Source organism: Streptomyces sp. TM32 (genome assembly GCF_004122755.1).
Lineage (GTDB): Bacteria > Actinomycetota > Actinomycetes > Streptomycetales > Streptomycetaceae > Streptomyces > Streptomyces sioyaensis.
Genome location: NZ_SDIG01000044.1, coordinates 19,443 through 39,664, shown reverse-complemented (window position 1 = coordinate 39,664; position 20,222 = coordinate 19,443). Strand labels below are relative to the sequence as shown.

Annotated in this window: 14 protein-coding genes and 1 pseudogene; 5 read left to right on the top strand and 10 right to left on the bottom strand. The window is 71.9% G+C overall.

Going from position 1 to position 20,222, the window contains the following annotated elements:
- Nucleotides 1-217: pseudogene (locus tag EST92_RS31335) on the top strand (hypothetical protein); the annotation flags it as partial.
- Nucleotides 218-302: 85 nt separating this feature from the next.
- Here the strand turns inward: EST92_RS31335 and EST92_RS13325 are convergent.
- Nucleotides 303-1,127, bottom strand: coding sequence for a hypothetical protein (locus EST92_RS13325; RefSeq protein ID WP_129281146.1), 825 nt, complete (start codon nucleotides 1,125-1,127; stop codon nucleotides 303-305).
- Nucleotides 1,127-2,401, bottom strand: a complete 1,275-nt coding sequence (locus tag EST92_RS13320) for a VWA domain-containing protein (RefSeq protein WP_129281145.1) — start codon at nucleotides 2,399-2,401, stop codon at nucleotides 1,127-1,129. The genes EST92_RS13325 and EST92_RS13320 overlap by 1 nt, the downstream gene beginning before the upstream one ends.
- Nucleotides 2,402-2,887: 486 nt before the next feature.
- On the opposite strand from EST92_RS13320, the gene EST92_RS13315 reads away from it, so the two are divergent.
- Nucleotides 2,888-3,769, top strand: coding sequence for a fumarylacetoacetate hydrolase family protein (locus tag EST92_RS13315; protein ID WP_129281144.1), 882 nt, complete (start codon nucleotides 2,888-2,890; stop codon nucleotides 3,767-3,769).
- Here EST92_RS13315 and EST92_RS13310 read toward each other — a convergent pair.
- The 3 genes from EST92_RS13310 to EST92_RS13300 all read right to left on the bottom strand — a co-directional run bounded on the left by EST92_RS13310 (nucleotide 3,748) and on the right by EST92_RS13300 (nucleotide 8,413).
- On the bottom strand, nucleotides 3,748-4,566 hold the full coding sequence (locus tag EST92_RS13310) for an IclR family transcriptional regulator (protein ID WP_129281143.1): 819 nt from the start codon (nucleotides 4,564-4,566) through the stop codon (nucleotides 3,748-3,750). The genes EST92_RS13315 and EST92_RS13310 overlap by 22 nt on opposite strands.
- Nucleotides 4,567-4,972: 406 nt before the next feature.
- Nucleotides 4,973-6,151 (bottom strand): aminotransferase class I/II-fold pyridoxal phosphate-dependent enzyme, encoded by a 1,179-nt coding sequence (locus EST92_RS13305; protein WP_129281142.1) that lies wholly within the window; start codon nucleotides 6,149-6,151, stop codon nucleotides 4,973-4,975.
- Between the two features lie 84 nt (nucleotides 6,152-6,235).
- Nucleotides 6,236-8,413 (bottom strand): SpoIIE family protein phosphatase, encoded by a 2,178-nt coding sequence (locus tag EST92_RS13300; RefSeq protein WP_129281141.1) that lies wholly within the window; start codon nucleotides 8,411-8,413, stop codon nucleotides 6,236-6,238.
- Between the two features lie 387 nt (nucleotides 8,414-8,800).
- Between EST92_RS13300 and EST92_RS13295 the strand changes: the two genes are divergently transcribed.
- Entirely contained in the window at nucleotides 8,801-9,577 is a 777-nt protein-coding gene (locus EST92_RS13295) for a GNAT family N-acetyltransferase (protein WP_129281140.1), read from the top strand.
- A gap of 92 nt (nucleotides 9,578-9,669) precedes the next feature.
- Nucleotides 9,670-10,782, top strand: a complete 1,113-nt coding sequence (locus EST92_RS13290; protein ID WP_129281139.1) for a CapA family protein — start codon at nucleotides 9,670-9,672, stop codon at nucleotides 10,780-10,782.
- Between the two features lie 10 nt (nucleotides 10,783-10,792).
- On the opposite strand, the gene EST92_RS13285 is transcribed toward EST92_RS13290, so the two are convergent.
- The 5 genes from EST92_RS13285 to EST92_RS13265 all read right to left on the bottom strand — a co-directional run bounded on the left by EST92_RS13285 (nucleotide 10,793) and on the right by EST92_RS13265 (nucleotide 18,190).
- A complete protein-coding gene (locus EST92_RS13285) occupies nucleotides 10,793-12,502 on the bottom strand; it encodes a cholesterol oxidase substrate-binding domain-containing protein (RefSeq protein WP_129281138.1) in 1,710 nt (569 codons plus the stop codon).
- A 175-nt stretch (nucleotides 12,503-12,677) separates the two neighbouring features.
- Nucleotides 12,678-13,292: a nucleotide exchange factor GrpE gene (grpE, locus tag EST92_RS13280; protein ID WP_129281137.1), complete on the bottom strand. Its 615-nt coding sequence runs from the start codon at nucleotides 13,290-13,292 to the stop codon at nucleotides 12,678-12,680.
- Nucleotides 13,289-15,190 carry a molecular chaperone DnaK gene (dnaK, locus tag EST92_RS13275; protein ID WP_129281136.1) on the bottom strand — a complete coding sequence of 634 codons (1,902 nt, stop codon included), beginning with the start codon at nucleotides 15,188-15,190 and terminating at the stop codon, nucleotides 13,289-13,291. Before dnaK ends, grpE begins: the two co-directional genes overlap by 4 nt.
- Nucleotides 15,191-15,646: 456 nt before the next feature.
- Nucleotides 15,647-16,711: a type III polyketide synthase gene (locus EST92_RS13270; RefSeq protein WP_129281135.1), complete on the bottom strand. Its 1,065-nt coding sequence runs from the start codon at nucleotides 16,709-16,711 to the stop codon at nucleotides 15,647-15,649.
- Nucleotides 16,712-16,981: 270 nt separating this feature from the next.
- Nucleotides 16,982-18,190: a cytochrome P450 gene (locus EST92_RS13265; protein ID WP_129281134.1), complete on the bottom strand. Its 1,209-nt coding sequence runs from the start codon at nucleotides 18,188-18,190 to the stop codon at nucleotides 16,982-16,984.
- Between the two features lie 816 nt (nucleotides 18,191-19,006).
- Between EST92_RS13265 and EST92_RS13260 the strand changes: the two genes are divergently transcribed.
- Nucleotides 19,007-20,221 carry an EfeM/EfeO family lipoprotein gene (locus tag EST92_RS13260; protein ID WP_174244008.1) on the top strand — a complete coding sequence of 405 codons (1,215 nt, stop codon included), beginning with the start codon at nucleotides 19,007-19,009 and terminating at the stop codon, nucleotides 20,219-20,221.
- Nucleotide 20,222 lies beyond the last annotated feature (1 nt).

Below are 20,222 nucleotides of genomic sequence, written 5' to 3'. Positions count from 1 at the left end.
CAGTCCGATGGCGACCGCGCAGCCGGCGAAGAAGCCCCGGGGCTTCTTCGCCGGCTGCGCGGTCGCCATCGGACTGTGCTGCACCTGCAAGCTCTGCTGTGCGGAGGAGTACGAGGGCCCGTGGTCGCGGAAGAAGCGCGAGGGGTGCTGCCAGGACTGCGACTGCTGCGACTGCAACTGCGACTGCTGTGACTGCTGCAGCTGCTGCGACTGCTGACGCCTGGCCCCTGCTCCTGACCCCTGGTCCGGCCATGACCCTGGCCGTCGGGCGGCCATGACCGTGCCATGGCCGCCCCGTTCGGTCAGGCGCCCGGTGGGATCCGTGACGGGCGGCCGGAGCCCCGGGTCAGCTGGTACCCGTAGATACCGGCGAGGGCCGCGAGCAGTCCGCCCGCCGCCGTCCAGATCCAGCGGTCGGACCACCAGCCGGACGACCAGCCGCCGTCCGGCTCGCTCATGGCCGCGGGCCGTGCGGCCGGGCTCTCCTCGTCCTGCGGCGTGGCGGTGGAGGCGCCGGGCACCAGGGGCGCGGCGAGCGTGCCGTCCACCGCCCGGGCGCCGCCGGTGTCGGCCGTGGTGGCGTCGACCTCGGCGTGTACCGGCAGACCGAGGTCGTCCTTCGGCAGATCGACCACCGTCAGCCGTATGTAATAGCTGCCCGGCAGCGGGTCGTTGGCCCACGGTTCCGCCCAGGCGCGGACCGTGCGCAGCGTGCAGGACAGCTCGACCGAGCCGGTGTCCTTCGCGGCCGTCCTGGTCTGGGCGCCGTAGGTGCAGGCCTGGCGTCGGCGCAGCCCGTCGTAGACATCGAGCTGCCAGGTGGCCGCGCCGTGCCGGGCGGCCTGCGGCAGGGTCACCTTGGCCTTGACGGTGGCGCGCTGCCCGGCGTCCACGGGCAGCACCCAGTAGAGGTAGTCACCGGTGGAGGCGCTGGCCGTGGCCGTCTGGTCCGGCCTGATGGCGGTCGCCGTACGGAAGGAGGTGCCGGCCTCGGTCGGCGCGGCCGCCTCCGCCCCTGCACTGCCGCTCGGCGAGGGGGAGGGGGTGTCGGCGAGGGCGGTGCCCGCCATGCCGAAAAGGCCGGCGCTCGCCAGCGCGGCGGTCATCAGCGTGCGTACGGTACGCATCAGTTGGTCCTCCAGACGGTGACGCGCCAACGGGAGATCCAGCCCCACAGCAGACCGGCCACCAGCCCGGACAGGGCCAGGGTGATCAGCAGCCACCAGCCGTGGCCGAGCCCGAAGAAGGCGGCGTCGGAGGCGTCGGAGGGGCCGTCCACCAGGTCGACGGTCAGCTCGACCGGCAGGCCGGGGTCGGTCTTGACCGAGGCGGGTGCCGAGAAGGAGTTGCTGACCTGGAGACAGACGGTCTCCGCCGCGGGCGTGTCCTCGTCCGCGCCATCGCTGGGTGCCTTCGGATAGCGCAGCCCGGAGGAGATCACATCCGTACGGCCGTTGCCCGCCTCCGAGCCGCGGACGATCTCCCGGCCGTGCACGGTCGAGGCCCGCAGCAGGACCCCGTAGTCGTTGTTGACGGCGCGGTCGGCGGCGACGCTGACCGACGCACGCAGTTCCTGGCCGGGCCGGACGTCGACCCGGTACCAGCGGTGCTCGGCGAACTTCTCGCGGTCGCTGTAGAGACCGGGCTTGAGCTTGGGAGCGCCGGTGCAGTCCGCCGCCCCCTCGGTCGCCTCGGGAGTGACCACCGGATGGGCGGCCCGGTCCACCAACTGGTGTACACGGTCCCGGAGTTGCTTGGTGTGTTCCACCGAGGTGTAGGTACCGCCGGTCGCCTCGGCGATACAGCTCAGCTGGTTGCGGGTCTTGGCGTCCGGCAGCAGCCCGAGGGTGTCGACGGTGAGATGGATCCCCTTGGCGGCGATGTCCCGCGCCACCTGGCAGGGGTCGAGCGGGGCACAGGTGTCCTCGCCGTCCGTGATGAGGACGATCCGGCGGCTCGCGTCGCCGCCCTTGAGGTCGTCGGCCGCGCCCAGCAGGGCGGGCCCGATGGGCGTCCAGCCGGTGGGGGTGAGCGTCGCCACCGCGGTCTTCGCCTCGGTCCGGTCGAGCGGCCCGACCGGGTAGAGCTGACGGGTGTCCTTGCAGCCGACCTTCCGGTCCTCGCCGCGGTAGTTGGCGCCGAGGGTACGGATGCCCAGCCGGACGTCGTCCGGCACCGCGTCCAGCACCTCGTTGAAGGCCTGCTTGGCGGCGGCCATCCGGCTCTGCCCGTCGATGTCGCGGGCCCGCATCGAGCCGCTGACGTCGAGGGTCAACTCGACCTTGGGAGAAGAGTCCGCATCCGGTTCACCGGCGGCGAGGGCGGGTGTGGGGAGAAGCGCGACGGTCATCGCGGCGAGCAGGCCGCACACCCCGGCCGCCAGCCGTTTTCTTGTGATCATCGACGGATCGTATGGAGAAACGTCCCGCAGTCCAAAACGGTTGTCGGGCCGGGGGGCGGCAACAAGCCGGTGGGCGGTAACGACCCGGCGGGCGCGGGCCGGTGGCGGCGACCGAGGCGCCCGGCGGGCCGGGAGCGCGCCCCTGGCCGGCCCCACCCGGGCGGCGCGCCCGCTCGCCCCCTACGACCTGCTGCCGACGAAAGCGCATCGGCCATTGCGGTCGGCGCACGGTCTCGCTTACCGTCGGCACACCACCTCCCACCGATTGCCCACACGTCCCAACCAGTGGGACCCGATGCGGTGTTGAAGGAGCGGCACATGGCAAGGAAGGTCACACGGCAGGGGCCGGCATGACGGACCGGGCGGCGCCCGCCCCCGACGACGGAAGCCCCTGATCCGGGGAGTCGTTTGTCCGGTACTCCCTCCCCTTGAGCAGACCGCCCTGCCGTGCCCGCGGGGGGCGCCGCATCGCCCTGGAGCTCACCCATGCATCTGGCCACCCTCACCCATCAGGGGCGCCGCAGGCTCGTCGGCCGGCTCGCGCCGCAGCACCCCTGGCGGCTGGCGCCGCCCTCCGTCACCCTGGCGGAGGTCATCGCCGGCGGCACCCTGCCCTGGTCCTGGAGCGAACTGCCCATCGGTACCGACCCGGTGCCGGCCCTGCCCTACCGGCCGGGCGCGCTGTACGGCGTCGGCCCGAACTACCCGGAACGCCTCACCGAAATGGGCTGGGAGCGGCCCACCGAGCCCATCCTCTTCCCCAAGCTCTCCTCCAGCGTCATCGGCAGCGGCGAGGCGATCGTCTTCGACCCGGGCCTGACCCAACGCGTCGACTGGGAGACCGAGTTGGCCGTCGTCATCGGCAGCGAGGCCCGCCGGGTACCCGAGGCGGACGCGCTGCGGTACGTCTTCGGCTACACCGTCGCCAACGACATCTCCGCCCGTGACCTGCAGGAACGCGACGGGCAGTGGATGCGGGGCAAGGGCCTGGACACCTTCTGCCCCTTGGGGCCCGTGGTCGTCACCGCCGACGAGATCCCCGACCCGCACCGGCTGCGGATCCGCACCCGGGTCAACGGCGAGACGGTGCAGGACGGTACGACGGCCGACATGGTCTTCCGCATCCCCGCGCTGATCGCCTACCTCAGCCGGTTCTTCACCCTGCGGGCGGGCGACGTGGTGCTGACCGGAACCCCGGCCGGCTGCGGCGACTTCATGCGGCCGCCGCGCGCTCTGCGGCCGGGCGATGTGCTGGAGTCGGAGGTGGAGGGGATCGGGTGCCTGGTCAACCCGGTGCGGGGCGGTGTGCGCGACGGCACCGGGGCCGGGGCCGACAGCCCGGGATATCAGGAAGCGGCCGGCAGATAGCCGAGATCGTAGGAGAGTTCCCGGCACACCTCGGCCACCAGCGGCCCGTACGCCGGAATCAGCGGCCCCATCCGCTCGGCCACCCCGGCCACGCTGATGCAGGCGACCGGCATCCCGGTGTGGTCATGGACGGCGGCGCCGCAGCAGCAGCTCGACTCGTCGAAGTCCCGCAGGTCCTGGGACCAGCCGCGCGCCCGGGTGCGCTCGATCTCGGCATGCAGATCCGAGACCGTGGCCGCGGTCACCGGTGACAGCGGGTCACGGACCAGCTCGATCAGGGTGTCCTCCAACTTCTGCTGTGGCAGCGCCGCCAGATAGGCGCGGCCCAGCGAGGTGGAGTGCAGCGGGCGGGCCGCGCCCAGCTCCGCGGTCACCGTGGCCGGCCGGGTACCGCGCTCACGATGGACGAACACCATGGTCAGGCCGTTGGGCACCCCGAGGCTGACGGTTTCCTGGGTGAGTTCACCGAGCTTGCGCAGGGCGGGCGCGGCCGCATCCCGCAGCGTGGTCGAGGCCACCGCCGCGGACGCCAGCCGTACCGCCGCCGGTCCCAACTGCCACCGGGAGGTGGCCGGGGCCTGCGTCAGCCAGCCCTGTTCCTGCAACCGGTCGACCAGCCGGTACGCCGTACTGCGGGTCAGCCCCAGGGCCTGGGCGATGTCCGCGGTGGAGATGCCGCGGTGGCGCGCCACATGGGTCAGGATCGCCAGCCCCCTGTCCAGCGCGCCCGCCGCCCGCTCGCCCGCACCCCCGCCGCCGGATGCCCGGCCGGACTCCGGCGTCACTGCCTTGCTCATTGTCGCCTTCGGCCCTTCCCGGTTCCTGCTGTGCATCCGACTCGCCGGTGACCCTAGCCAGCCAATTCCGGCCCTGTCACTGGGACTTGTGCCGCACTTATGGCAATTACGGCGTTCAACTAACCCACTGAACGAGATTCTGTCCCAATGGGTGGGACTGTCAAGTGGTGCGGCGGGGGAGGGGAATTCCGTGCTGCACGGTGGGAGCACGGACAGGAAGGTGCCCTGCATGGTGAGTGGCGAGCGAGTGGCGAGCGACCACTGGCCATTATTTGACGGTGACGCGTGGCGAGCGCCGGACGCGCCGTTTGGGCGTGCCGTCGGACGCCCCGCCGGACGAGGACGGAATCCGCAGCCGGCCCGTCGCGGCGTCAGGTGACCGCCTCACGCCGGGCCCGCCGCGGTGTCAGCCGACCGCCACGGCCATCCGCCGGACGGCCTCGGTGAGCAGTTCGGGAGAGGTCGCCAGGTTGAGCCGCAGATGGCCGGCGCCGCCGGTGCCGAAGAGCGGACCGGAGCTGAGGGCCACCCTGCCGCGGTCGAGGAAGACCGCGGCAGGGTCGTCGCCGAGGTCGAGCGGGCGGCAGTCGAGCCAGGCGAGGAACGTCCCCGCGGCCGGCCGGTAGCGGATCCCGGGCAGCCGTTCGGCCAGCAGGCCGGCGAGCAGCCGCCGGTTGTCGTCGAGCCCGCCGCGCAGCGCGTCGAGCCAGTCGCCGCCGTCCCGCAGCGCGGCGGTGTGGGCCAGGATGCCGACGTGGCTGGGGCCGTGGCTGACCTCTTCCGGAAGGCGGGCCAGGTCGTCGGCAGCGGCGGGGCCGGCAACGGCGAGTGCGGCCTTGAGACCGGCCAGGTTCCACGCCTTGGACGCCGACATCAGCGAGAGGCCGCCCTCCGCCCCCGGCACGCTCAGATAGGGCACGAAGGTGGCGTCGAGGGCCACCACCGGCGCATGGATCTCGTCGGCGACGACCCGTACGCCGTACCGGTCCGCCAGCGCCGCCACCGCCGCCAGTTCCTCGGAGCTGTGCACCGTGCCCGTGGGATTGTGCGGACTGCACAGCAGATACGCGGCGCGACCTCCGCCCGCGGCGGCGTGCCGGAAGGCCTCCTCCAGTACGGCGAAGTCGATCCGCAGGTCCTCGCCCAGCGGCGCCTCCACCACGCGCCGGTCCATGTGCGTCACGAACTGGTAGAACGGCGGATAGACGGGGCAGTTGACCACCACCGGGTCTCCCGGGCCGGTGACCAGCTTGAGCATCTCGACGACGCCCAGCATCACATCGGGCACGATCGCCGTACGCTCCACGGCGAGCCCGGCCCAGCCCCAGCGCGCCCGGGCGAAGTCGGCCAGGGCGCGGGCGTAGGAGGTCCCCGCCGGGTAGCCGGTGTCGCCGCGGGTCACCGCCTCCGTGACCGCCTGCACGACGGGGGCGGCGAGCGGCACATCCATTTCCGCCACCCACAGGGGCAGCACGTCGTCCGGGTAGGTGCGCCACTTCATGCTCGTGCGCAGTCGCAGCTCGTCGAGGGTGAGCCGGCGCAGTGGGTCGGGGTGGTCAACGGCGTCGTGGGGCGCTTGGTCCATGAGGCCAAAATAGGCACGATCCGTCCGACTCGGCAGGGGAGCGGCAGGGGCGGTCCGTCGGCGCGATCGCCACCGGGGTGGGGCTCAGACGGCGGTGAGAATCAGAGCGGCCTGGTCATCGGGGGTGGAGGGCCCCGCGAAGGCGGTCACCGCGGCATTGACCGCTGCGATGAGGCCGGCGGCACAGGAGGAGTCGGCCCTCAGCAGGGCCTCGGTCAGCCGGTCCTCGTCGAAGAACTCGCCGGCGGACGAGCGCGCCTCGGTGATGCCGTCGGTGACCAGGACCAGGCTGTCGCCCGGAGACAGTTCGACCCGGCACGGGGAGCCGTCGAATTCCGGGCCGACCCCCAGGAGCAGGCCCGACTGGGCGAGTTGCTCGACGGTGCCGTCGGTGCGGCGGACGAGCGGGGGGACATGGCCGGCGCGCAGCAGCTCCAGGGTGAGCGGGGAGGTGCCGGGCAGCAGCTCTCCGTAGACGAGCGAGACGAAGTGGTCCGCGCTGACCGAACTGCCGGCCAGCGCGTCGTCGATGGCGCGGACCACGGCCGCCGGGTCGCGCAGCAGACGCGCGGCGGCGCGTGCGGTGTGGCGGACCATGCCGGTGGTGGTGGCGGCGGACGCGCCGCGGCCGCACACGTCGCCGATCATCACCGCCCAGCGGTCACCGGGGAGCGGGAAGACGTCGTAGAAGTCGCCGCCGACGTCGAGCCCTTCGCCGGCCGGGTGGTAGGACGCCGCCAGCTCGGCGCCGGGAATCCTGGGCAGCTCCGGAGGGAGCAGGCCGGCCTGCAGCTCACGGGCGAGCTGGACGCGGTCGGAGAACTGGCGGGCGTTGTCGGCGCTGACGGCGGCCCGGCTGGCCAGCTCCTCGGCGAGGGCGACGATGTGGCCGTCCAGCGGCCGGCCGGTGGCCAGCAGGGTCAGCACGCCGAAGGTGCGGCCGCGGGTGGCCAGCGGTACGCAGACGTAACCGGTGGTTCCGGGGATCCCGGAGCGGGCGCCGCGGGCGGCGCCGGAGTGGTCCGTCTCCGTGCGGCCGGTGGCCAGGACGTGCGCCACCGTCTCGTCGACCCGGTCGCGTACGGCGGGGAAGGCGAGGAGATCCTCGTCGGAGCGGGTGGTGGCGGCGACGGCGATCCGCCGGGTCCGGCCGTCCTCCAGCACATGGACGGTGCACAGCGGCGCCAGGGTCGGCACGGTCAGCCGGGCCAGGCCCTGCAGGCAGTCGGTGAAGTGCGGCTCGCGGGTGATGGCGGTGCTGGCGTCCAGCACGAAGGCCAGGTCCTCCCGGGCCTCCTTCTCCCGGTCCTGGGCGGCGCGGCCCGCCTCCTTGGCCTGGTGGCGCTCGATGGCCAGGGCCGCGATACGGGCGAACGCCGAGCTGAGGGTCACGTCCTTGTCGTTGGGGGCCTTGGGGGTGCGGTGGTACATCGCGAAGGTGCCCAGCAGCCGGCCGGACGCACCCATGATCGGGGTGGACCAGCACGCCGCGACCCCGGCCTGCTCGGCCAGCTCGCGGTAGTCCTCCCACAGCGGGTCGGTGGCGATGTCGGCGACGATCACCGGCCTCCGCAGAAAGGCGGCGGTACCGCACGACCCCACGCGCTCACCGATCTCGATGCCGTCGACCGCCGCGTTGTAGAAGGAGGGCAGGCTCGGTCCGGTGCCGTGCCGCAGATGCCGGCCGTCGGCATCGGCGAGCAGCACCGAGACGATCATGTTCGGCGACAACTCCTCGATCGCCAGCGCCATACCGGTCAGGATCTCGCTCAGTGGGGCGTCCCGCGCGATCCGCTCCAGCAGGACGCGCTGCTCGGCCGCGAGAAGCTGGGCGTGGTGGTACGTGGTGGTCTCCACCGCGATCACGATCACCCCGTCGACCCGGCCGACCGCGTCCCGGCGCGGCTCGTAGGTGAAGTCGAAGAACCCCTCCCGCTGTGCCCCTGGCGCACCCAGCACCAGCCGTCCGGCGCGGGCCCGGTACGCGGTGCCGGTCCGGTACACGGTGTCGAGCCGGTCGAGGACGCCCTGCGCGGCCAGCTCCGGGATCAGCTCACCGAGCGGCACCCCGATGCGGCTGCGGTCGCCTCCGATCGCCTCGAAGAACGCCGGATTGGCGGCCTCCAGCAGATGGTGCGGGCCGCTCAGCGCAGCGAAGATCACCGGCGCCTGATCGAAGAGGTCCTCGTACTCCTCGCTCCGCAGAGACGGGGGCCCGGGGTGCGCGGTGACCGCGTCGAGACGGTCCGAATCCAGGGACATGACATGGCCCTCTCTTGCACACACCGACACGCGGTCGAGTCACCTCCCACTGTGTCACACCGCCGCGCGGAGTCCAGGCCGTATCTGTGCTGGTCACCGTACGGATCCGGTCGGCGACACACAGCGCAGGGGGGAAGGCGGGGTACGGGGTGCCGGGAGGGGAGGGAGCCGCGCGGGCTCCGGGGCGCCGGGGTCCGTTCGGTGTATCCACCTCCCGCCGCGGCAGGATCGCGCCTGAAATATCCCAATGCTTCCGTACTGTCCTGGTGGCCGGACTGTCCTCGTGGCCGGTGCCACCGTCCCGTGGCGCCGGTGAGGTCGTCCGGCAGCTCACCGCGCGGTGCGCAGGCTCCGTCCGGACCGCCCGCGACATCCGAGGAACCCCCTGTGATCGAACTCGCCCCGGACCGACTCCCGGCTCTCACCCGCTGGTTCGCCGCCGATGCCCCGGGGACGGCCGCGCTGGCCGAGCATGTGCGGGCCACCGGAACCGGCCGCTGGTGGGCCGACCGCGCGGTCGAGCCCCGCACCGTGGCCGTGGCCTGCGCCGGTCATGTGCTGCTCCGCGGCGATCCGAGCGCGCTGGCCCCCGATGCCCTCGCGGTCTTCGACGCGCACTACGTACGGGCGGCCGGCTGTTTCCTGCCGGCGCTGGGCAACACCTTCCGGCAGATCGTGCCGTGGGAGCGGATGCTCTTCGTGCACCGGGTGCCGGCGGCGGTGCCGCGCCCGCCGCACGGCGTGACGGTGCGCAGACTGGCACCCGAGGACGCGCCGGCGCTGACCGTCCTCACCGCGGACGCGGCGTGGCTCCACGCCAGCTGGGGCGGCCCCGCCGGGCTCGCCGCCTCCGGACTCGGCTGGGCGGCCCGCTACCGGGGCCGGATGCTCGCCGTCGCCTGCACCTACGTCCACGGCACCGCGTACGAGGACGTCGCCTGCTTCACCGACCCCGCGCACCGCCGCCGGGGCCTGGCCCTGGCCTGTGTGACCGCCCTGTGCCGGGACATCGCCGCCCGCGGCCACACCCCCAGCTGGACCTGTTCCCGCGACCACCGCCCCAGCCGGCTCCTCGCCTGGACCGCCGGCTTCCGGCTGCGTCACGAGTACGTGCACTACTTCACCGGACAGCCGGCCCACCAGGGCGCCGGGCTCCCCGTCTGACCGCCCGGCCGCACGGCACCTGGGCCCGGAGCCGGGGAAGCCGGGGGTCCGCCCGCCGAGAAACCCCGGCCGTCCCGGCCTAACCTGGGGGAATGGGCGGTGACTTGCTCACGCTGTTCCTCTGCGGTGACGTCATGCTCGGCCGTGGCGTCGACCAGATCCTGCCGTATCCCGGAGACCCGGCGCTGCGCGAGGGCTACTCCCGGGACGCCCGTGACTACGTCGCGCTGGCGGAGGCGGCGAACGGTCCCGTGCCCCGTCCGACCGCCTTCTCCTGGCCGTGGGGCGAGGCGCTGCCGGTGCTCGACGAGGCGGCGCCCGCCGCCCGGGTGCTCAATCTGGAAACCAGCGTCACCCGGTACTCCGACTTCGCACCCGACAAGGCGATCCACTACCGGATGAACCCGGCGAACCTGCCGTGCCTGGCCGCCGCCCGCCCGGACGTCTGCGTCCTGGCCAACAACCACGTCCTCGACTTCGGCCGCCGCGGCCTGGCGGAGACCCTCGCCACGCTGGCGGAGGCGGGGCTGCGGACGGCCGGTGCCGGCGCGGACGACGCCGCCGCGAGCCGCCCGGCGATCGTCCCCGTCGGGGGCGGCCGCCGGGTGCTGGTCTTCTCGTTCGGGATGCCGTCCAGCGGCATCCCCGGCACCTGGGCCGCAACCGGGGACCGGTCCGGGGTCGCCTTCGTGGCCGGGCCCTCACGGGCCGCCGCATCCGGCATCGCCGACCGGATACGGCAGCTGAAGCAGCCGGGCGACATCGCGGTGGCCTCCGTGCACTGGGGTACCAACTGGGGCTATCACGTGCCCCGCGACCAGGCCGCCTTCGCACACGTCCTCCTTGACGGCGGGGTGGACGTCGTCCACGGACACTCCTCGCACCACCCCCGGGCCCTGGAGGCGTACCGCGGCAAGCTGGTGATCCATGGGTGCGGCGACCTCATCGACGACTACGAGGGCATCACCGGCTACGAGCATTACCGGGACGACCTGCGGCTGCTCTACCTCGTCTCGGTGGACCCGGACACCGGCCGGCTGCACGAGCTGCGGATCGTCCCACTGCAGTCCCGGCAGATGCGGCTGCGGCCCGTCTCCGCGGACGACTCCCGCTGGCTGCGCACCCTCCTGGACTCGATCGGCTCCGGCTTCGCCCCGTGCACCGCCGCCGGGCCCTGGGGCGGGCTCACCCTCCGCCCTGCCTAGGCCCTGTCGGTCAGGGCAGCAGGGTGTCCAGGAAGGCGTTGGAGAACACCCGCCCCGGGTCGTAGGAGTTGAGTTTCTCCCGGGCCGTGTGCCAGTCGCCGAAGGCGGCCGGAACGGTGCCGCCCAGTACGGCGGGGTCGGTCCACGGCCCGCCGTCCGTATAGGCCCAGCCCTTGGACCACTCGGGCCGCACCGTCGCATAGGAACCGGTGTAGTTCTGCCAGATCCACTGCTCCAGTTCACGGAAGAAGGGACCGGCGCCGGGCGTACCGGGATAGGTGGCGAAGTCGAGCCACACCACGGTGTCCCACTCGGGATGGTCCGGGTGGGCCCGCGCCGGGGACAGGAGCGGACCGTCGGCCGGGTCCGTAGCGGTGATCCGCAGCTCGATCGGGCCGTTGACGGGGTACGAGCCGCGGCCCTGGTGCGCGGTGAGCACGCTCTGGTATCGGGCGTAGAACTCATGCACCACCCGCTGCACATTCGCCCGGGACGTCAGCACCGCCCAGCCCGCTTCGACGATCCGCAGCGTCGTGGGCTCGACGTACAGCAGGCTGTTCTTCGACCAGCCCCAGACGTCCCAGGTGCCGGTGACGATCAGCCCGGACCCGACGATGGACATCGCGAGCTTGGTGAACGCGGGTGTCTTGTCGCCCCCGCCCGCGGCGATCTCCCCGAGCAGCTTCGACATGTCCTCGGTGACGCGGTTGGCGAAGGTGTAGGCGTAGGGAGCGTCGAGTTGTTTGGCGAACAGCGGTTTGGACGGTGCCACGCTCCACACCTTCAGCCACGGCACATCGGTGAACGGGAACCAGATCGCCTCGATCCGCCCGGTGCGGTCCACGTAGGAGGCCAGGGTGCGCCCGCCGGTGCCGGGCGGTCCGAAGACGGTGGCCACGTTCACGTCGTACCAATTCTGGCAGCGGATCCGGGTATTGGCGGCGGCGGTCATCGTCACCTCGGTGACGAAGGCGCGTCCCAGGTGCACGAGGAAGGCACGGATATCGGGGTCGCTGCGGGTGAAGGTCTTGAGGACATAGCGGCCTTCGGGTGCGCTCCACACCACGGCGGTGAGCGAGCTGACCTGGGAACTCAGCGTGCCGAAGCCGGAGCCCGCGGGCGGGTTCTCGGTGGCGGTGGGCACACCGGTGCCGTGCCCGCCGATGGCGAGCACCCCGCCGATGGTGAGGTCGCCCGGAGCGGTGGTCGTGGCCAGGCCGAGCCCCGACTCCTCCAGGCGGGCCAGGATGGCGTCGAGGGTGGCCCCCGCCTGCGCGGTGACGCTGCCGGGGCTGCCAGGGCTGCCGGGGCGCACACCGACCGCCGTGAGGTGGGAGGTGGTGTCGACGAGCACCGTACGGTCGGTGTCGGCTCCGGCGGGGATCACCAGCGGTGACCAGGTGTGGCCCTTGCCGCGGGCGCGAAGTCGGTATCCGTGCTGATGGGCCCAGTTCGCGAGGGTGACGACGTCGTCGGGCGTGCGGGCCGACGCGGTCCAGACGTTCTCGACGACGATCTCCAGCGACCAGTTCCGGAAGGCCTGCTGGGCGAGCGGAATGCCGGCCGGAAAGTCCGGCGGAGGGGTGCTGGTGGCCGCGGCGCTGCCCGCGGGGATGCGGTACGCGGGGCGTAACCCCGCCGCCGCGGCGAACCCCGCGGCGGCTCCGCCCAGGAGCGTGCGGCGGGTGAGGGAGTTCCTTCGAGCGCTGTCGTCGGACATGGCTGTCCTCCCGGCACGCGGCTCGCGGCGTGCCGCCCCGCTGCACCGCGTACGCGTCGTAGGGGTGAGACCGAACGAGCGCCCCGGTGCGGTGGGGTGTGCCGGAAGGGTAAGGTGACGGTCCGTCAGTTGCAATGCCCGTGCGGTGACGGGCGGTTGCACCCGGCGGGCATGGCTATCCGGCAGGTGGCTCCCCGGCGACGGCCACCTGTGCGGGGCGCAGCAGGTGCCCGCCGACCCGGTAGCCCTGGCGGAGGACCTCGGTGCACAGGGCACTGTCGAGCCGCTCGTCGGGGGTGTAGGTGATGGCCTCGTGGATCTGCGGGTCGAAAGGGGCATCCACCGTGCCGACCGGCTGGAGTCCCAGCGCCGCCAGTTCGGCGTGCAGCGCCTCGGCGATGCGCTGGAAACCGCCGGTCACCTCGCCGCGCTCGGTGGCCTCGGCCAGCGAGTCGAGCACCGGAAGCAACCGGCTCAGCACATTGGCGACGGCGATCTCGCCGACCGCCAGACGATCCCGGTGGACCCGCTTGCGGTAGTTGTCGAACTCGGCCTTCAGCCGCTGCAGATCGGCCGTCCGCTCCCGGAGTTCGGCGCGGAGCGTCGCCTCCGGCGCAACCGGCCGCTCGGCACCCCGGACGTCGCCGGACGGGCTGCCGGTTTCCCGCTCGGCCGGCTCCTCCCCGTCGGTGGTACGGGGCGGGACCGGCCCGGGGCTTTCCTCCGGCCCGTGTCCGACGAGCGCCAGCGGAGGGTGCGGGAGGCCACGGACGTGGGGCGGGCGGTTCATCGTGCGCTTCCCTCCTGCTTGTCGTCGTCCACGATCTCCGCGTCGACGACATCGTCCTGCTCGCCGCCGGCCGCTCCCGAGCCGCCCTCGCCGGAGCCCTCGGCGGTCGGCCCGGCGCCCTGGGACTGCTGCGCCTGCGCATCGGCGTACATGGCCTGACCCAGCCGCTGGGAGACGGCCGCGAGCTTCTCGGTGGCGGTGCGGATCTCGGCGGTGTTGTCGCCGTCGGTGGACTCGTTCTTGAGCTTCTCCTTCAGCTCGCCGACCGCGGTCTCGACCTCGGTCTTGATCTCACCGGGCACCTTGTCCTCGTTGTCCTTGAGGAACTTCTCGGTCTGGTACACGAGCTGCTCGCCCTGGTTGCGGGTCTCCGCGGTCTCCCGCTTGCGGCGGTCCTCCTCGGCGTGGTGCTCGGCGTCGCGGACCATCCGGTCGATGTCGTCCTTCGGCAGCGAGGAGCCGCCGGTGACGGTCATCTTCTGCTCCTTGCCGGTGCCCAGGTCCTTGGCGGTGACGTGCATGATGCCGTTGGCGTCGATGTCGAAGGAGACCTCGATCTGCGGGACCCCGCGGGGGGCCGGCGGCAGACCGGTCAGCTGGAACATCCCGAGCTTCTTGTTGTACGCCGCGATCTCGCGCTCGCCCTGGTAGACCTGGATCTGCACGGACGGCTGGTTGTCCTCGGCCGTCGTGAAGATCTCGGAGCGCTTGGTCGGGATCGTGGTGTTGCGTTCCAGGAGCTTGGTCATGATGCCGCCCTTGGTCTCGATGCCGAGGGACAGCGGGGTGACGTCCAGCAGGAGGACGTCCTTGACCTCGCCCTTGAGGACACCGGCCTGGAGCGCCGCACCGACGGCGACGACCTCGTCCGGGTTGACGCCCTTGTGCGGGTCCTTGCCGGTCAGCTCCTTGACCAGCTCGGTCACCGCGGGCATCCGGGTCGAGCCGCCGACCAGGATCACGTGATTGACGTCGGCGACCTTGATCCCGGCGTCCCGCACCGCATTGTGGAACGGCGTCTTGCAGCGCTCCAGCAGGTCGGAGGTCAGCTGCTCGAACTGGGAGCGGGTGAGCTTCTCGTCCATGTGCAGCGGCCCGTCGGCCGAGGCGCTCAGATACGGCAGATTGATGGTGGTCTCGGTCGCCGCCGACAGCTCGATCTTCGCCTTCTCGGCGGCCTCCCGCAGCCGCTGGGTGGCCATCTTGTCCTGCGACAGGTCGATGCCGTACGCGTTCTTGAACTGCTTGGTCAGGTGATCGACGATCCGCTGGTCCCAGTCGTCGCCGCCCAGGTGGGTGTCGCCGTTGGTGGCCTTCACCTCGACGACGCCGTCGCCGATCTCCAGCAGCGAGACGTCGAAGGTGCCGCCACCGAGGTCGAAGACCAGGATGGTCTGGTCGTTCTCCTTGTCGAGGCCGTAGGCCAGGGCGGCGGCGGTCGGCTCGTTGACGATCCGCAGCACCTTCAGGCCCGCGATCTCCCCGGCCTCCTTGGTGGCGGTGCGCTGGGCGTCATTGAAGTACGCCGGAACGGTCACGACGGCATCGGTCACGTCCTCGCCCAGGTACTCCTCGGCGTCGCGCTTGAGCTTCTGCAGGACCCGCGCGGAGATCTCCTGGGCGGTGTAGCGCTTGCCGTCGATGTCGCCGCTGTCCGGGAAGCGCCACTCCGCCTCGCCCATGTGGCGCTTGACCGAGCGCGCGGTGCGGTCCACGTTGGTCACGGCCTGTCGCTTGGCGACCTCGCCCACCAGCACATCCCCGCCCTTGGCGAAGCCGACGACCGACGGGGTGGTACGGGCGCCCTCGGCGTTGGTGATCACCGTGGGCTCGCCGCCCTCCAGCACACTGACCACCGAGTTCGTCGTACCGAGGTCAATACCCACTGCACGTGCCATGGTCTTCTTCTCCTCGCGTTGCGGCCCACTCCCGGAGCGGCCCGTGATCAGGGGGCAGCAGAAGGGGGGCGATGCGCGAGCTCCGCCGTCGTGGCGGGCAGCTGCTCCGTCCGCTGCCTGCCCCGGTGCCCGGGTGGCTCGGACAGACCGCGGCCCGGCCGGCCCGGAATCGCCCCGCAGGCCCTCTCACCTGCTGTGATGGAGGCAAGCCGCCTTCTTCTTCTGCATAAAGCGTGCCGACATATCTGTAAAGATATTCCCATTCAACGCAAAAGAGACGTATGTGCCAATTGCTGTCGTGCTCCCGTCCGCCACGGCCATGGCCTCCCGCTCGCCTCCGGGGCCCCGCGCCGGCGGCCACGGGCCCCGCATCCGCTCCCCGGGCGCCCGGCGTCGGGCGGGAGCGGTGCGCCCGGTGCGCCCGGCGGGCCACCACCGGGCGCACCGGGCGCGCGCTCACCTGGCGGTCACCGGGGCCGAGGTCCACGTGCCCAGGGCGATCTCGGCGGTGATGCCGGGCCCGAAGCCCGCCAGCAGACCGCGCTGTCCGTCGAGCGCCGATGCCTCGTCGAACATCCGGCCCAGGGCGTCGAGGATCACCGCGCTGGCGATGTTGCCGTACTCGGTGAGCGTCGCGCGGCTGAAGCGGAAGGCCTCCGGCGGTACCTCCAGGAACTGGCACAGGTCGTCCAGAATGCGCGGGCCGCCCGCATGGACGATGTAGAAGTCCAGGTCGCCCGCGTTCCATTCGTGCTGCTCCGCCACGGTGCGCAGGGCGGGGGCGAGCGGCTTCATGGTGCCGGGCACCCGCTTGTCCAACTGGAAGTGGAAGCCCGTGGAGCGCACCGCGTAGGAGATCCAGTCCTCGGTGTTGGGGATCAGGTACGAGCTGTTGCGCTCCAGGTTGACGCCGATGCCACCGTTACCCCGCACCACGGCGGCGGCGACCGCGTCCCCGAACAAGCCGTTCGACAGCAGCGAGCCCACCCCCAGGTCCGTGGGCTGGTAGCACAGCGAGCAGAACTCGCACGCCACGATCAGCACGTTGGCGTCGGGGTATGCCCTGCAGAAGTCATGCGCCCGGTTGATGGCGGCGCCGCCCGCGGCGCAGCCGAGCTGGGCTATCGGTATCTGCCGGGTCTCCGGCCGGAAGCCCAGGGTGTTGATGAGCCACGCGCTCAGCGCCGGCATCATGAAGCCGGTGCAGGACACATAGACGATCAGGTCGATCTGCTGCGGCTCCAGTTGGGCCTGGTCGAGTGCCGTGCGCACCACCGCGGGGACACGGGCCTTGGATTCCTCCTCGTACACCGCGTTGCGGGCATCGAGGCCCGGGTGCTTGAGCACCTTGTCGATCGGCTGGATCAAATGCCGTTTGAGGACGCCGGTGTGCTCGATCAGCCGCAGTACCAGTTTCAGCTGCGAGTGGTCCTTGTGCAGCCGTCGTGCGAGTTCGAGGGTGTCCTCTTGGGTGATGACGTATTCAGGGACCGCAATTGCAGGTTTGCACAGAACCGCCATGGGATGCACTCCTTGCAGACCAGGGACCGCCTTTGTGCAATTCCCCTCGCAATTCGAGTCGATTTCGGCCGGTGGAACCCGCCGCGGGACGGTGCCTGGTCAAACGGGCAAGGGAACCGTTGGCGGGCCCGGAGGCCCGGGGTTGCTGACTCTTGAGAGAATTGGCGGGCCAGTCGAAGAATGACCTCTCCCCGTGCAGATGGATCATCTTTCCGACTAGTAACCGTACGCCAGCCGGGTGAGATCCGCATTCCGCCGCGACGGCCACCCTTACCAGGCGACCGGCAACTCCAGCGGATAGCGCCAGATCGAGGTCGTGTTCCAGCGCACGTCTTCGGGCGGCTTGGCGAGCCGCAGCTCGGGGAAGCGCTCCAGCAGGGATCCGAGAGCGACTTCGAGCTCCGTGAAGGCGAGCGGGGCGCCCAGGCAGTGGTGCCCGCCCCAGCCGAAGGTCATGTGGGACGGCTTGCCCTCCCGTTCCAGATCCAGCTCGTCGGGCCGGTCGAACTTCCGGGGGTCCCGGTTGGCCGTCAGATAGGAGACGTGCACGATGTCCCCGGCGCGGATCGTCACCCCGCTCAGCTCCACGTCCTCGGTGGCGACCCGGGGGATGCCGACGCCCTTGCGGAACGGAATGAACCGCAGCATTTCTTCCATCGCCCGCGGCAGCATCTCGGGGCGGGAGCGCAGCATGGCCAGTTCCCGGGGCCGGGTCAGCAGCGTGTACGCGAGGTTGCCGATCTCGTAGGTGGTGGTGTCCTGGCCGGTGATGAGCAGGACCATGGCCATGACGGTGAGTTCCTGGTCGCCCAGGATCTCGTCGCCGTCGCGCGCGGTGGCCAGCGCGCTGATCAGGTCGTCTCCCGGGTGCTGACGACGCTTCGCGGTCAGCGTCTCGAAGTAGCCGCGCATCTCGGCCTTGGCCCGCACGGCCTTGTCCCGGTTGTCGAGGCTCACGTTCATCATCGTCCGGGCGTGCGCGCGCAACTGGCCGCGGTCGCGCTCGGGGATGTCGAGCACCTCGCAGATCGTGGTCAGCGGCAGCGGGGAGGCCAGGCTCTCCATCAGGTCCGCGGGTGAGCCGTGCTTGGCCATCCGGTCCAGCAGCTCGTCCACGACATGCCGGGTGCGGACCCGCATGCGCTCCACCTGACGCGGCGCGAAGGCCTTGGAGACCAGGCTCCGCAGGCGGCTGCTGGCGGGCGGGTCCATCACGTTGATCGCCTCGTCCTGGACGATCGGCTCGGGCGTCATACGGGGGAAGTCGCGCCCGATGATGGCACTGCGGCTGAAGCGCCGGTCGGTGGTCACCGTGCGGACGTCCTCGTACCGGGTGACGAGCCACGCCTCGCCCTCCCCGTACGGCAGCCGGATGCGGGCGACCGGTTCCTCGGTCAGCAGGCGCTTGAGCGTGGGGTCGAATTCAAGGCCCTCGGCATAGTCGAACGGGCAGTTCCAGACGTTGGCGCCGGATTCCATAGCGAGCTCCCTGAGTGAGAAGGGGGCGAGCGGATTCACCGCCTGCGACGACAGCAAGGCGCACATGCGCGGCAGCAACGGGGCCGCGGGCACAAAAAGCGCCCATTTCCTCCCAGGGATCGTAAACACAGGGAGGACCCGAATGGCCTTTCCGCCCGGTCGGAAATCGTGCCGGTGAGTGCACCGTGTCCCGCCATTCCCGGCGGCTCCCGGCCCCGGCCGGGCACCCGGACCATTGGGCCAATCGGGTGGTCTCGCACGGTGTGCCCGGCCGGGGTCATCCGGAGCTGTCCGGAGGCGCCCTTCCTGATATTCCGGAGCCGTCCGGTCCCGATATGCGGCCTCCGATGGCCACGCACCGTGACGTACCGCGCGCCGGCGGAGCGCGCGACGCCGTCGGACGCGAATCCGCCGGAGAATGGCCGACGAACCTTCGGGCTGCGCCCGCACGGCCGGCGGCTCAGGTTGCGGAAGCCGTGCGCCCCGGCCGAGCGGCCACCGGCCGCTCCGTCCGGCCCGCCGCCGGCCAACGACCGTCCTGCGTACCGCACTTGACGCAGCTACCTTGCCGGCTCTTGACCCGTGCGGGTGGGCCCGCGACGTCCGACGGGCCGGACGGTGACCGGCGACCGTCCGGTGAACCACGGGGGAAGTTCTGGTATCTCTTCGGGGGAATGGGTGTTCGGGCGGCGTGCGCTGCTTAGCATGTGCAGCGTTGCCGTCGGGCACGGCAGGAGACGCGCCGGGACCGTGGCCCTGTCCTGCCTGCACCAGGTACGCGAGCGCGTGCTGTGAACGACCTCCGGGAGGCTGGGAGTGCCACGATCCGGCCCCCCATGGCTGCGGTCCGCCCATGTGCGGGGCATCGGCGGTGCGCTCCTCGTCGGTGGCCTGCTGGTGACGCTGGTTCCGGCCGACGGCCCGGGGGACGCGTCGGGGGACGGCCGGGCCGCGGCGGACGGGCTGCCGCACACCACCGTCGAGGTCTCGCCGAGCGGTTGCGGCCGGGGCTGGGCACACCCCCGCCCGGGGACGCAGGTCTTCGAGCTGCACAACACCTCCGACACCGCCGCCGAGGTCTTGCTCACGTCCCCGCGGAACGGGGCGGTGTACGGCGAGGTGGAGGGGCTGGGCCCCGGAACCACCCGCCGGCTGCGGGTCCGGCTGGGCCAGGGGACCTACGCGTTCATGTGCCTGCCGGACGACGCCGACGCGGTCACCGGGCCCACGGTCCGGATCGACGGCGGCGGCCCTGCGGGGCCGGCGGCGGCTCCGCTCACCCAACACGACCTGATTCCCCCGGCACTGGACTACCAGAGGTGGGTCGGGCGTGGGCTGGACGACCTCGTCGGCCAAACCGCGACGCTCCGGGACGCCGTCGCCCGCGGGGACCTCGTGGGCGCCCGGAACGCCTGGCTGCCCGCCCACCTCGCCTATGAACGGCTGGGCGCGGCCTACGGCACCTTCGGCGACGCGGACCAGCAGATCAACGGCACCGGCGCCGGTCTGCCGAAGGGCGACCGGGACCCCGCGTTCACCGGCTTCCACCGCATCGAATACGGGCTGTGGCACGGGCAGTCGGCCGCCACCCTGCGCGCACCGGCCGCCGCGCTCGTCGCGTCCGTGCGCACGCTCCGGGACGACTGGGCGCAGGCGCGGATGGATCCGGCGGACCTCGGCCTGCGGGCGCACGAGATCCTGGAGAACACCCTTGAGTTCGAGCTGACCGGGCGGACCGACTACGGCAGCGGCAGCAACCTCGCCACCGCACGCGCCAACCTCGACGGGACCCGCGCCGTCCTCAGCAGGCTGCGCCCCCTCCTGGTCACCCGCTACCCCGGTCTGCGGCAGCTGGAGGCCGAACTGGACCGCACCCAGCGGCTGCTCGACGGCTTCCGGCACGGCGGCCGGTGGACCTCGCCGGCCCATCTGGACCGGGCCCGGCGGGAACGCGTCGATGCGGCGCTCGGAGATCTGGTGGAACGACTGGCGTCGGTGGCGACGCTGTGCGATGCGCGGAGAACGGTGTGAC